Below are 13,656 nucleotides of genomic sequence, written 5' to 3'. Positions count from 1 at the left end.
GTACACTTTTTTTGCGGAAAGAATATGTTAGTAGCCTTTATCCAAGTTTATCTCATTTTTTACAAGTTCTTGTTTTGCCAAAAATTGTTGGAAGTTCGCTAAGAAAATGGACATAAATGCCTTTTGAAAATGGGGCGTATGCCCTGAGATATGGGGGGTTATCAAAAGGTTTTCGATGTGCCATAACGGATCATTTTCGGGCAATGGCTCTTCTTCAAAAACATCCAGAGCGGCAAATGATAGTTGCTTTTTTTCTAGGGCTTTTGCTAATGCAGTGGTATCCACACTTGGCCCGCGGCCGACATTATAAAAGGAAGCACTAGGTTTCATTTGGGCAAAAAAAGCTGCATCATACAAGTGATTGGTTTCTTCCGTCAGAGGAAGGTTGTTGATGACGCAATCGGCGGTTTTTGCGCAAGCGTGTAAGTCAGATAACGCAAACGTTTTTTCAAAACCTGTCACGTCATGCCCGCTAGTATTGATACCAATGGGACTTACACCAAAAAAGGTCAATGCTTGAGCTAACTTTTGGCCAATTTGTCCCGTACCAACGATCAAAATCTCTTGGTCCGACAATTTTGTATAGGGGATTGTATTTGGTGACCATTGCTGTTTTCTCTGTTGCTGAATTGCTTGGAAAATCCCGCGGTTTTCCATAAATAGTAGAGCCAACAAATGGTCTGTGATCGATTCGGCATGGATGCCGCTGCCATTAGATAAGCGAATATTGTATTTCGCAAACTCTTTTAATGGTAAGGTGTCTACGCCAGCTGAAATTGCTTGGACCCATTTCAAATTTGTTTTCTCAGTTAGCAGGTAGTCCTTCCATTCCGACTTCCAACCAATGGTGATTTCTACTTGTGACCAATCAATTGCTTGGTCCTTTGTGTACACAAGAAATTGATAGTCTTTTTCGATTTGTTTCACATATGTGTCACGAAACTCTCGAGTAGCTAAGATTATTTTTTTCATTGCCAAGCCTCCTTTTAACATAAGTGTAGCAAAGAATGAGAAAAAAACCATGTTCAAGGAATTGACCATGGCCTAGATTAGGTTTTAAACTGAATTTTTGGAGAATGTTTGACCCCTTGTGTGAATAAGAATAAAGAACCAAACAAAATAAAGGTGGTTGCATCGAAGGAAGGCAATAGTAGTTGTACGATTACACTAATAAGCGTAGGCAATGCAGCACTTACGATTAGAATCTTTAAATTTTCAAAGAAGGTATAGGAGAATCGTTTTAATCTTGTATAGATCGTTGCAATAAAGGTCCCCATCACTAAGGTGATCAGCAAGCTGACAAATGATGGATACAATGCAACAAAAAAGACAATGAGTTTGATTAGCCATGGAATCGCTTGGTTTGATAGCGCTTCTCGAATCGCCTGACCGTTAAGATTGCGCAGCGCAGGCTCACTGTAATCAAATTCTAATTGATTAGAATCTAACATTGACGTCGATAAGCCAGAAGAGGGGATACGGATGACCAGCTGATCTTTTAACAAGCCAACAGCGATGACAGAGCCAGTGACATCAGATGCAATATCTGCTGGCGTACGGTTGCCATCTGGATCGAAAGTAAAGATGATCGAATCGGTTTGATAAATGAAACCTTGCGTATCCGGCGCTGTAGCAAGCTGCCCATTTTCGATCGTAAAATCTGGAATCGATTCTCCAATTTTTTGTCCGTCTGCTTGCACATCGCGAAAGACACCTAATACATTGATGGTCATCGGTACCGCGATAAGCACGGAGGCGCTTAATAGAAAAACGATTACTTTGGAAAATTCTGCTTTTTTGACAAATTTTAAATCAGGTATTCGGAAAAAAGCAATTTTAAATAGTTGGATGATAGTCATTTGCTGATGAACTCCTTTGTGGTATAACTAGAGTAATTGTAACGAAGGGTTCTTTGAATTACAAGGAATTCACAAAAAAAGAACCAATAATCGAATGAATGAATAAATAAAGAAATGAAAGTAGGCAAAAGAATGCAAAAGTACAACGAATACAAGCAGTTCTTGCAGCAAAAAAAGTTGTGGGAGCCGATTACGTACTTATTTTTTGGTGGATTAACGACTGTAGTCAACATTGTCGTCTACCTCGTTTTTCGTGAAGGATTTGGTTTTTATTACCAGACAGCGAATGTGATTTCCTGGATTGCTTCTGTTTTGTTCGCCTACTTTACAAATAAGTTATGGGTCTTTGAAGCAAAAACCGAGACAAAGCAAGAGTCATGGGCGGCATTTGGGAAGTTCATTTTCTTTCGCGTCTTATCATTAGGCTTAGATATGCTTTGTATGTATCTATTTATTTCAATTTTGGCAACCGGCGATCTAGTTGCCAAGCTGGTCACCCAAGTTGTTGTTGTTTTGGCAAACTATGTGTTTAGTAAATTTTTGATTTTCAATACGAAAAAAAGTGAGAAAAAGTAAGCATATTTTTTGAACAAAGTCTGATAGTCTGATAATGTTACTTATGTAAACATTATCATTGAGGAGGAATTTTTTTATGACTTACACATTACCAGATTTACCTTACGCATACGATGCATTAGAACCATACATTGATGAAGAAACGATGCATTTGCATCATGATAAACACCATAACACTTATGTAACAAACTTAAACGCAGCGATTGAAAAACATCCTGAATTAGGTGAAAAAACAGTTGAAGAATTATTAGCTGACTTTTCTTCTGTACCAGAAGATATTCAAACAGCAGTTCGTAACAATGGTGGCGGCCATGCCAACCATACGTTCTTCTGGGAAATCTTAGGCCCAAATGCTGGTGGCGAACCTACTGGAGCCATCAAAGAAGCAATTGACGAAGCTTTCGGTAGCTTTGAAGACTTTAAAGAAGAATTCAAAACTGCAGCAACCGGACGTTTTGGTTCAGGTTGGGCATGGTTAGTCGTGAAAGATGGCAAATTAGCAATCACATCAACAGCGAATCAAGATTCACCATTGATGGATGGCCAAACGCCTGTTTTAGGTTTAGATGTTTGGGAACATGCGTATTACTTGAAATACAAAAATGTTCGTCCAGATTACATCAATGCTTTCTGGAGTGTTGTTAATTGGGACAAAGTAAACGAATATTTCGCAAAAGCTTAAACAATTTACTAGAAAGAAGCCTGCTAAAAGGCTTCTTTTTTTGTGAATAGAAAGAGTCGTTTTGATATTGCTAACGCTTACATAATCCGCTATAATAAAGGCGACGGAATCGTCGGATTATAATTATTGGAGGCTTTACACACTATGGAACATGGGAAAGTAAAATGGTTCAACAACGAAAAAGGGTTTGGTTTTATTACAGTTGACGGTGGCGATGATGTATTTGTTCACTTTTCTGCCATTCAAGGAGACGGTTTTAAATCACTTGAAGAAGGTCAAGAAGTTGAATTTACGATCGTTGAAGGTGCCCGCGGGCCGCAGGCAGCGGAAGTAACCAAAGTCTAATTACCTAATTAAAGAATCGACTGAAAAGCCTTGCAGCTAAGCAAGGTTTTTTTTCGGTCTAGATAGTTTCTGGCAAAACCATGAAAGAAAAGAATGAGAAAACTGTTTCTTTCCTTCAAGGGAGGAATCCTTGCATTTTGTTTCATTTACATTACATTTTTATTAAAACAAATGTTTTATAACAAATGAGATTGCTCTATGATATAAATTATGCGAAAATTTAGTCGATTGTTATTTTTTATCGGACGAGGTGCAAGATGCGAAAATATCAAAGAATAGTAATAGGAATATTAGGGATTTTGGTCCTGGGAATTATCGGATTAACTGTGTACGGTTTGCAAGTTTATAATGATACAAGTTCAACTTTTGAACATATTTCTAAACCAGTTGATCGAAACACAAAAAGGCGTTCAGAAACTGTCAACATTGAAAAAAGAGAACCTTTTTCTATCTTGTTACTAGGAATTGATACCGGAGCTTTAGGAAGGACCGAGCAAGGTCGTTCAGATAGTATGATGGTTGTTACAGTAAATCCAGAAAAAAAGCAATCTACGATCGTTAGCTTGGACAGGGATATATTTACTCAAATCATCGGGTATGGAACTTTAGACAAGTTAAATCATGCATACGCTTTTGGGGGAGAAGCCATGGCAATGGATTCTGTGGAAAATCTTTTGGATATACCGATCGATCATTATGTGACAATCAACATGCAAGGGATGAGAGATTTGATTGATGCAGTTGGTGGAATCGAAGTAACGAATGATATCGACTTTACGCTCGAGGGAGTCCATGTTCCGAAAGGAAAAATCACTTTAAATGGGAAAACTGGTCTAGCTTATGCACGTATGCGTAAAGAAGACCCAGAAGGAGATATTGGTAGGCAGAAAAGACAACGAGAAGTTGTAACAAAAATTTTAAAAAAAGTGATGAGTTTGGATGGAATCAATAATTATCAGAAAATATTAAAAGCTGTTGAAAAAAATTCAAAGACAGATCTAACATGGGACGATATGCTGGATGTCGCAAAGAACTATTTACCTGCTTTTACGACGATTCATCAAGAGCAGCTTCAAGGGGAGGGGCAAATGTTGAATGATGTCTACTATCAGCTTTTAGGGGTCAATCAGCTCTTACACATGCAAAATACACTCAGAGAACAACTGGCCCTCCCTCAAAACAATCAGCTCTCACAAGGAGATGAACATACACAAGGCTATGTCAACTATCAGTTCTACGATGACAGTGCAGTCTTTTCCGATGGCGAGGGTGCGAGTGAATAGATCCATATAGCTGTCTTTCGATCAATTGAGGGTGTGTCGGTTTGTACGTCTCCTTCAACTGTTTGATAGGATAGCGGAATCGATACATGGGCAACTGCTTGTGTGTCGATTTTTCGTTTATATGAAAGCTCCTCTCGCTTCAATCGATCTAGTTTTCCACAAAAAAAGAAATGTAAATCTTGTTTCACGAAACCATCAAATGAAAAAACATAAGAAAGCTTAAAAAAACAATTTTTTCATGAAAGAATGAAAATGAAACAATCAAACTGTGAAACATTTACTCGGATTCACGCCAATTTTTATAGTTTTTTCTAAGGATTAATGGATATTTTTTGTTTTTTCTGTTTCGAATCGAATTTTTTGGTAAAATAGGACAGTAGTCATTATAGATTGGAAGGATAGATGAGATGAAGAATTTGAAAGATAAAGTTGTCCAAGGGATACGCAAGGGGCCAGAAGAACCAAAGGCTAAATCGTATCGCAAATCTCATGTTCCATTTCGATTGAACTTTTTGTTTTTTATTATTTTTGCTTTGTTTGTGTCCTTGATCGTTCAATTAGGCTATCTACAGATCGTCAATGGCGACAATATTGAGCAGCAGTTGAAAGCTTCATCTGTAGTGGAAGTCAAAGGAAGCGCCCCTCGGGGAATGATCTATGACGCTTCTGGAAAAGCGCTGGTGGAAAATCAAGCCAATGCAGCAATCACATTTACCCGCGGAAACAAAATGACCGCTCAAGATTTATTAGAAACGGCCAAAAAATTGAGCGAGTTGATCGAAGTACCTGTGGACAAAAACTTGTCTGATCGTGATCTTAAGGACTTTTGGCTGGCCGATGAAGAAAATCTTGAAGCAGCAACTGACCGATTGAGTGATGAAGAGCGTTCTTTAGGTACTTCTGAACAATATGCGGCAACCGTTGATAAAGTGACAGAAGATGAAATCAATTTCTCTGATGCAGAATTAGAAGCAGCCACGATTTTTAAGCGGATGAATAGCGCCCAATCTTTGAGTACGGTCTTTATTAAGACGTCGGATGTGTCTGACCGTGAATTAGCTGTTGTCGCTGAAAATATGGTTGATTTACCGGGAATCTCCACGGGGACTGATTGGACGAGAAACATCGTTGAAGGAAGTTCTCTGGCTAGTTTGATCGGAACGGTGACTAGTGAAGAACAAGGGATTCCGGAAGAAGTTTTGGATGAATTTTTAGAAAAAGGCTATGCTCGTAATGATCGCGTTGGACGTAGTTATTTAGAGCAGCAGTATGAAGAAGTCTTACAAGGCACAAAATCCATTTCCGAGATTTCCCTTGATAACAATAATAATATTGAAAGTCAAAAAGAAACCTTTGCTGGGGCAAAAGGGGATAACCTTGTATTAACATTAGATGCTGAGTTTCAAGCGAGAGTTGATAAAATCTTGCAAGACAATTTCCAAAAACTGATTGATTCTGGGGCAGCAGAATATTCTCCAGGGGTTTACGCAGTGGCGTTAAATCCAAAAACCGGCGGCGTTTTGTCAATGTCCGGCTATCATCATGATACAGGTTCAAATGAATTGCAGGAAAATGCCATTGGTACCTTCATTAATTCCTTTGTACCAGGGTCCGTTGTCAAAGCAGGGACTTTGGCTGCTGGCTGGGAAAATGGGGTCTTAAACGGCAATGAAGTGTTATTGGATCAACCAATCAGAATTGGCTCCGATGTAAAAGCCTCAATTTTCAACCCAACTGGGGCAAATAATCGTAACCTTTCTGCGGAGCAGGCGTTGGAAGTTTCTTCTAACTCCTATATGATGCAAGTCGCTTTACGTTTGATGGGCATCAATTATCAGTCAGGTATCTCGATTCCAACAGTGGATCGTCAAGGGGATGTCTATGAAAAACTACGTTCGTCTTTTGCCTCTTTTGGTATGGGAACTGAAACTGGGATCGATTTACCTGGAGAAGCGACTGGTATCAGCACATCGATCGATAATATGGACCCCGTCAGTGATGGTGGGAAGATCCTTGACTTGGCTTTTGGTCAGTTTGATACCTATACCACGTTGCAGCTGGCACAATATGCAGCAACCGTTGCTAATGGTGGCAAAAGATTGCAGCCTCATATCGTCGACGGTATTTACGGCAATGATGAAACTGGCGGTCTTGGCTCACTGATCGAAGAGATCGAACCAACGGTATTGAATGAAGTTGGTTTAACAGATGCTCAAATGCAAATTGTTCAAAATGGATTTTATGATGCAGTTCATGGAACGGATGCTTGGGCAACTGCCAAAGGCTTGGCTTCTGCGAAAATGGAGGTCTCTGCCAAAACAGGTACTGCCGAAACACCAATTGTGGATAGTAATGGCAATACCATCAGCTTAGTTAACCTAAACATCGTTGCCTACGGGCCAAGCAGTGATGCGGATATTGCGATTGCGATCGTAATGCCTCAATTAAAAGGCGACACAGATACCCATCCAAATATTCAAATCGCCAAAGAGATCATGGATGCTTACTACGACTTATATATGAAATAAGCATAAAAAATCGCAGTGAAGACTGCGGTTTTTTTGTTTTATAAGAAAACTGATAGAAAACCAACATTTAGTGAGAAAGACTTGCTATTTTTGAATGATTGGCTTAGAATACTAGCGGTCAAGAGATAATTTTGATTTGCACGTTAAATAAAAAGATAAACTGATGATAAAAGGGGTAAAAAACGTAATTATGAACAAGGAATGTTTAAGTAAGCAAGAACTAATGAAGCAGTTGGGACAATTTACACCATCTGAAAAAAAGGAGATTCGGGATTATTTGCAACGGAAAAATCCATTGCTTTTCCGAAAATTTGAACGAATGAAACACGATTTATATCGCTTGGAATCACGGCGTGTCCAATGCGAGATTGAAAATAACGAAAAGGAGTTAGGTCTTCTAAACGACAAGATCCTTTTAAAAAAAGAAGATTTTCTTGAGCTGTTATTAGCCATTCGAAAGAAAAGAGGGTAATGGATGGAATTTATTGAACTCGTCATTATCATTGCAATTCTTGTCACATTATCAAATGTGGCGAGCAAAATATTGCCCTCAGTACCGATCTTTTTTATTCAAATCATCTTAGGAATTTTATTAGGTCTTACAGAAATGGGTCAAGAGATCGCCTTTGAACCGGAAATGTTTTTAGTAATGATCATTGGTCCATTGCTATTTCGAGAAGGGGAACGAGCAGATGTACCTGAGATCCTAAAAAACAGCAAGATCGTGCTGTTTTTGGCTTTTGGTGGCGTGTTAATGACGCTGTTTGCGGTCGGCGGAACCCTCCATTGGTTGATGCCGACGATACCTCTGGCTGCTTGCTTCGCTTTCGGGGCTGCGTTAGGACCAACTGATGCGGTGGCAGTCTCCTCATTAGCAAAGCGTTTGAAAATTTCCAAAAACATTATGCATATTCTTGAAGGCGAGGGCTTACTGAACGATGCTTCGGGGGTTACCGCATTACAGTTTGCTATCGTGGCTTTGACTACCGGGAGTTTTTCAGCAGCCAACGCAGGCTTCCAACTTCTTTTCTCTAGTATCGGTGGCGGGCTTGTCGGTTACTTGATAGTATGGCTGAAACGCCGGATTTTACGTTTTATTGAAAAAATCTCGGCACAAGATGTCACAGTATACTTATTGATTGAACTGCTCTTGCCATTTGCTGCCTATTTGCTGGCAGAAATGATTGGCGTCTCAGGGATTATCGCAGCAGTTGTGGCAGGTGTAGCCCAAGCCCAAAGAAAACGCCGGATCTCGTTGTTTGATGCAGAATTAGCGAACATTTCGGAAAGCACATGGTCGACCATTGTCTTTACATTGAACGCATTAGTGTTTCTCTTTCTAGGGATCGAGTTGTCACAAGTCTTTTCACCGATCTGGGAAAGCAAAAACTATGCAAACTGGCATCTAGTCATCACGATTTTAGTCGTCACAGCGGTGATTTTCCTCGTACGTTTTATCTTTTTGCTATTTTATTATTGGTTCTTACAGTCAAAAAAACAAGTATCCATGAATCAAGTCGCCTTGTTGACCTTTGGTGGCGTCAAGGGAACAGTCAGTTTGGCAGCCATCTTCATTTTACCGGTGATGGTGCATGAGACACCGTTTCAGGAACGGAGCTTGCTCCTGTTTTTGACCGCCTGTGTAATTTTGCTGACATTGATCATCAGCGTGATGGTCTTACCTTATTTGGCAGATGGTGAAGCTGCCGAAAGTGTCGACTTCAATCACTTGCTGATCTTAGAAGACGTCATCGAACAATTGGAAGCAGAAGAAAAACAAGAGCTTTCTGATAAAGGTCGCTTAGCGATCGATGCTGTCATCAATTCCTATGAAAATCGTCGTTGGGAATTGTATCGCAATAGTTTGACTGATTCAGAAAAACAAGAAATCCAAGAAATTCAAGGATTGATCTTATCGATCGAACAAGACGGCTTGGATGAAGCTTATCGAAATGGGAAAGTCAGCCTAAATGGCTATCGTTTTTATTCACGCTTTATTTCTCAGCAGCAGCATTCCCTCGCAAAACAAATTCTCTCATTCTTTAGTTTTTGGCTCTTCTTTATTCAGCGTTTTATTCGTGTACTGATCCATCCACGTTTGTTTTTACAGCGGCAGCAGCAACTGAAAGATGCCTTGAAACAACGAGACATTTCTGAAGTACAAAAAATCTACTTAAAAAACAGCGAATACATTTTTCACAGTTTGAGCAATTTAGAAGATGTTTATGATTCCTCGCTGATCAATTTCTTTATTCGTCAACGAGAAATGAGCATCAAACGGTTTGAACATAGCAATTTCATTGAAACGATCATGATTGAGCAAGACCCGATTTTTGTTAAGAAAGTCCTTTGGGGCTATTATCTTGAGCGCAAGACGATCGATGAATATGAAGTGGCTGAGAAAATTTCAACGATTTCTGCAAATGAGTACCGACGCAATGTCAATCTGTTAGAATCGTATGCGATGTCTCGAGCGGAAGAACAACCGAAACAGCGGATGTTCCGCCGATAATATGTCTCTAAAGGCGCGCAACTTGATGCACGTTTTATGGAGTGTCTCCGTCAGGTTATTCCTAAAAGATGATCAACATCGATGATCAGAGGGAATAAACTGACGAAGGCATTCTTTTTTATTGCAAAAACTGCTCCTTTCTCTCATCGTTTCCTCGGATGAAATGTGGTACAATGAGCGAAGAAAAAACTCAGGAGGGATTCTGTGAAAGAATTAAAAGTAAGTGAATTAACCAAAACTTACGGTGAAAAAACACTGTTTGATCAGCTTTCTTTTCTGATACATGAAAAAGATCGGATCGGTTTGATCGGTGTCAATGGCACGGGGAAATCAAGTTTGCTGCGAATCTTAGCAGGTTTGGATCGTGGAGATGGTGATCGCCAAACTGTTTTTGCTAGTCAAGATTATCGAATTGGCTTTTTAGCGCAAGACAATCAGCTACAAGAAGAATTATCCGTTGTAGATGCTGTTTTTCAAGGGACCAGTCCGCTGATCCGCGTTGTTCGCGACTATGAAAAAGCGCTGATTGCTTTAGAAAATAATGGTATGGATCAACAAACGCAGCGCAATTATCAATTGGCAGAAGAAGCGATGAATAAAGCGGATGCTTGGAACACAGATACAACAGCCAAAATTATCCTCCAAAAACTTGGGATCAGTGATTTAAAGAAAAAGGTCAGTGAGTTATCTGGAGGTCAAAAGAAACGAGTGGCTATGGCTCAAGTATTGATCGATGAACCAGACCTGTTGTTATTGGATGAACCGACTAACCACTTAGATTATGATGCGATCCAATGGTTGGAAGGCTATCTAAAAAATTATCGGGGTGCGTTATTGATGGTGACCCACGATCGCTACTTTTTGGATCGAGTCGTTAACCGAATCTTTGAATTGTCCTTTGGCAAGCTGCATGAATATCAAGGCAATTACGAGACGTATCTTCATGCTCGATCAGAACGAGAACGAGTGGAGGAGACGCAAGAAGACAAGCGCAAGCAGTTATACAAACATGAGTTGGCTTGGATTCGCACCGGAGCAAAGGCCCGTACAACGAAACAACAGGCACGGATCGATCGTTTCGATGATTTAAAAGAAAACCTACATCAAGTAAAACGTAACGGCGAAGTGGCCATTGATGTTGCTACGACACGCTTAGGCAAACAAGTCTTAGAGCTAAAAGATGCGAGTTTCCAGATTGAAAACAAAACGATTTTGTCTCACTTTGATTTGTTGATTCAATCAAGAGAACGCTTAGGGATCACAGGAGAAAACGGTGCGGGCAAATCAACGTTGCTCAATATTTTAGCTGGTCACCTGCCTTTAGAAGAAGGGGAGCGTACGATTGGCGTGACTGTGAAAATGGCTTATTATACGCAAACGATTGAAGCGATGAACCCTGATCAGCGAATGATTGCTTATTTGCAAGAAGCAGCCGAGGAAGTGCAAAAAGTGGATGGCTCACAAGTCAGTGTCGCAGAAATGCTGGAACAGTTTTTGTTTCCGCGATCCATGCACGGCACTAAGATCGGCAAGCTATCTGGCGGAGAAAAACGACGACTATTTTTACTCAAGCTATTGATTGGACAGCCAAATGTTCTCTTGTTAGATGAACCGACCAACGATTTGGATATTGATACCCTGACGATTTTGGAAAATTATTTGGAAACATTCCCAGGTGCAGTGATCACTGTTTCCCATGACCGCTACTTTTTAGATAAAGTTGCCCAAAAATTGCTGATCTTCGAAGGAGACGGCAGGATTAAGTCCTACTTTGGTTCCATTAATGAGTACTTAGCAGCCAATACCAATAAAGCTAGTTCAAGTGTACTAGAGCCAAAAGAATCAAAAAACGATTCGCTTTCTGCTGATAGTGAGGAGTCTGCTGCAGCGCCTGTCAAAAAGAAACTGAGTTATATGGAACAAAAAGAGTGGGCGACAATTGAAGATGATATCGCGGTGTTAGAAGAAAAAGCTGCCACTTTGACTGAAGAGATGAATCATCAAGGAGCTGACTTTACCAAGCTCCAAAAATTACAGCAAGAAATCAGCGAGGTTGAAACGCAACTTGCAGAAAAAATGGATCGTTGGGAATATTTGAGCGAATTTGTGTAGAGTAAAGGAGAGAACGATGGAACAAGCATATTTAGATCTAGGAAGAAAAATATTAGCAGAAGGCAATGATAAAAGTGATCGTACCGGAACGGGAACACGCAGTGTCTTTGGTCACCAAATGCGTTTTGATCTGTCCCAAGGCTTTCCATTGTTGACAACCAAGAGAGTTCCTTTTGGCTTGATCAAAAGCGAATTATTGTGGTTTCTAAAAGGAGATACCAACATTCGTTATCTCCTAGAACATAATAACCACATTTGGGATGAATGGGCGTTTGAACGCTATATTAAAAGTGATGCTTACACAGGTCCTGACATGACGGACTTTGGCCGTCGTTCCTTAGTGGATGAAGCTTTCAATGAACAGTACCAACATGAGTTGAAACAGTTTTGTGAAAAAATCTTATCTGATGATACATTCGCTGAAACCTTCGGCGATTTGGGTCATGTTTATGGGTACCAATGGCGCCATTGGGAAAAAAGTACGGGTGGGTTTATCGATCAAATCAAAGAAGTGATCGAGATGATCAAAACAACGCCAGACTCTCGTCGTTTGATCGTCTCTGCTTGGAATCCAGAAGATGTACCGACGATGGCGTTGCCCCCTTGTCACACGATGTTTCAATTTTATGTTCATGATGGTCGCTTAAGCTGTCAGTTATATCAACGCAGTGCCGATGTCTTTTTAGGCGTTCCCTTTAATATTGCTAGTTATGCGCTATTAACGCACCTGATTGCTCATGAAACTGGACTAGAAGTCGGAGATTTTATCCATACATTAGGTGATGCTCATCTGTACAGTAATCATATAGAACAGATGAAGGAACAGTTGACTCGTTCAGTACGTCCGGCGCCAAGCTTACAGTTAAATCCTGAAAAACAGTCAATCTTTGATTTTGAAATGGAAGATATTACCCTGGCAGGGTATGATCCGCATCCAACAATCAAAGCACCGATCGCAGTTTAAGTGGTTGTTTGGTTTCATTTCATAAAGAAAGGAATGAGGCGTAATAGAAAATACCCACAAACGAGGCTTTGCGGCGACCTTTCATCAGAGACATGCTGGATCGATTCATGCATTGCTCATTGATCAATGCATTGATTTCTTGCATCAGCACTATGATGCAGTTTGGCTATCCGTATCCGAGGAAACAGTGCCGGAGCTAAAAGAAGCCATTCGATCAAATCAGCAGTGCACTGCCATTTTTATACCAGCAAAAGGGGCGGCGGATGCCCGCAGAAGACTTGTTTTTGCTGCACAGCATAATTTACCAATGCTGGATTCATTGCATATTTGTGATTTTGATCGCGTAGTGACTTGGATCGAGACGTATCCAGAAGAACTTGTGGCAATAAGCAAACAGCCGTTACCAGAGAATACGTATTGTATCCTAGGACGAACTGCAAGGGCGTTTGCGAGTCATCCGCAAACGTGGCAAAGAACGGAGCGCTTGATCAACGAGATCGCAGCTGACTTTTTTCAAATACAAGAAATTGATGTCGCAGCTGGTAGTGCTCTCTTTCCTATCTCCCTGATACCGACCTTACTGAAAAACAACAACGCGCGTTTAAACGATGGGGAATGGCCGAGAAATGTCCAAAGAAGCGGCGGCACAATTGTTTACCAAGCCTGTGATGGCTTGCGCTTTGATGAGCGCAACAAAGATTCATTTGAGCATGAATCAGCTTTTCAGCTGATGCAGCGGCTGCAGGTTGCTGCTACTATTTCGGAATCATTTTATACAGAAGGGATGTAATTTTT

12 protein-coding genes are annotated in these 13,656 nt (G+C 40.4%); 10 read left to right on the top strand and 2 right to left on the bottom strand.

The genetic code is table 11. From position 1 onward, the window contains the following. Positions 1-27: 27 nt before the first annotated feature. Both IGI89_RS15650 and IGI89_RS15645 read right to left on the bottom strand, forming a co-directional pair. Complete coding sequence (locus tag IGI89_RS15650) at positions 28-1,023, bottom strand: phosphoglycerate dehydrogenase (RefSeq protein WP_430601526.1); 996 nt, start codon at positions 1,021-1,023, stop codon at positions 28-30. A 26-nt stretch (positions 1,024-1,049) separates the two neighbouring features. After that, positions 1,050-1,859: a DUF1189 domain-containing protein gene (locus tag IGI89_RS15645; RefSeq protein ID WP_061053948.1), complete on the bottom strand. Its 810-nt coding sequence runs from the start codon at positions 1,857-1,859 to the stop codon at positions 1,050-1,052. A gap of 132 nt (positions 1,860-1,991) precedes the next feature. Between IGI89_RS15645 and IGI89_RS15640 the strand changes: the two genes are divergently transcribed. From IGI89_RS15640 to IGI89_RS15595, 10 genes are all read left to right on the top strand, one after another. After that, positions 1,992-2,435 carry a GtrA family protein gene (locus IGI89_RS15640; protein ID WP_034878673.1) on the top strand — a complete coding sequence of 148 codons (444 nt, stop codon included), beginning with the start codon at positions 1,992-1,994 and terminating at the stop codon, positions 2,433-2,435. Between the two features lie 76 nt (positions 2,436-2,511). After that, a complete protein-coding gene (locus tag IGI89_RS15635; protein ID WP_005236898.1) occupies positions 2,512-3,117 on the top strand; it encodes a superoxide dismutase in 606 nt (201 codons plus the stop codon). Positions 3,118-3,261: 144 nt separating this feature from the next. Next, the gene (locus IGI89_RS15630; protein WP_005229578.1) at positions 3,262-3,462 is read left to right on the top strand and encodes a cold-shock protein; all 201 of its coding nucleotides are present in this window, start codon (positions 3,262-3,264) and stop codon (positions 3,460-3,462) included. Positions 3,463-3,719: 257 nt separating this feature from the next. Beyond that, the gene (locus tag IGI89_RS15625) at positions 3,720-4,745 is read left to right on the top strand and encodes an LCP family glycopolymer transferase (RefSeq protein WP_016621289.1); all 1,026 of its coding nucleotides are present in this window, start codon (positions 3,720-3,722) and stop codon (positions 4,743-4,745) included. A 407-nt stretch (positions 4,746-5,152) separates the two neighbouring features. Then, the gene (locus IGI89_RS15620; RefSeq protein WP_016613209.1) at positions 5,153-7,273 is read left to right on the top strand and encodes a peptidoglycan D,D-transpeptidase FtsI family protein; all 2,121 of its coding nucleotides are present in this window, start codon (positions 5,153-5,155) and stop codon (positions 7,271-7,273) included. Between the two features lie 190 nt (positions 7,274-7,463). Continuing rightward, positions 7,464-7,745 (top strand): hypothetical protein, encoded by a 282-nt coding sequence (locus IGI89_RS15615; protein WP_086299662.1) that lies wholly within the window; start codon positions 7,464-7,466, stop codon positions 7,743-7,745. 3 nt (positions 7,746-7,748) lie between these two features. Next, positions 7,749-9,785 (top strand): cation:proton antiporter, encoded by a 2,037-nt coding sequence (locus IGI89_RS15610; protein ID WP_016613210.1) that lies wholly within the window; start codon positions 7,749-7,751, stop codon positions 9,783-9,785. A gap of 204 nt (positions 9,786-9,989) precedes the next feature. Next, positions 9,990-11,897, top strand: coding sequence for an ABC-F family ATP-binding cassette domain-containing protein (locus tag IGI89_RS15605; protein ID WP_016613211.1), 1,908 nt, complete (start codon positions 9,990-9,992; stop codon positions 11,895-11,897). A 16-nt stretch (positions 11,898-11,913) separates the two neighbouring features. Further along, positions 11,914-12,861, top strand: coding sequence for a thymidylate synthase (locus tag IGI89_RS15600; protein WP_005236877.1), 948 nt, complete (start codon positions 11,914-11,916; stop codon positions 12,859-12,861). 43 nt (positions 12,862-12,904) lie between these two features. Beyond that, positions 12,905-13,651, top strand: a complete 747-nt coding sequence (locus tag IGI89_RS15595) for a hypothetical protein (RefSeq protein WP_016621290.1) — start codon at positions 12,905-12,907, stop codon at positions 13,649-13,651. Positions 13,652-13,656 lie beyond the last annotated feature (5 nt).

It is taken from the genome of Enterococcus sp. AZ141 (assembly GCF_051714385.1).
Taxonomy (GTDB): domain Bacteria; phylum Bacillota; class Bacilli; order Lactobacillales; family Enterococcaceae; genus Enterococcus_D; species Enterococcus_D entomosocium.
This window is presented reverse-complemented; position numbering and strand designations above follow the sequence as displayed.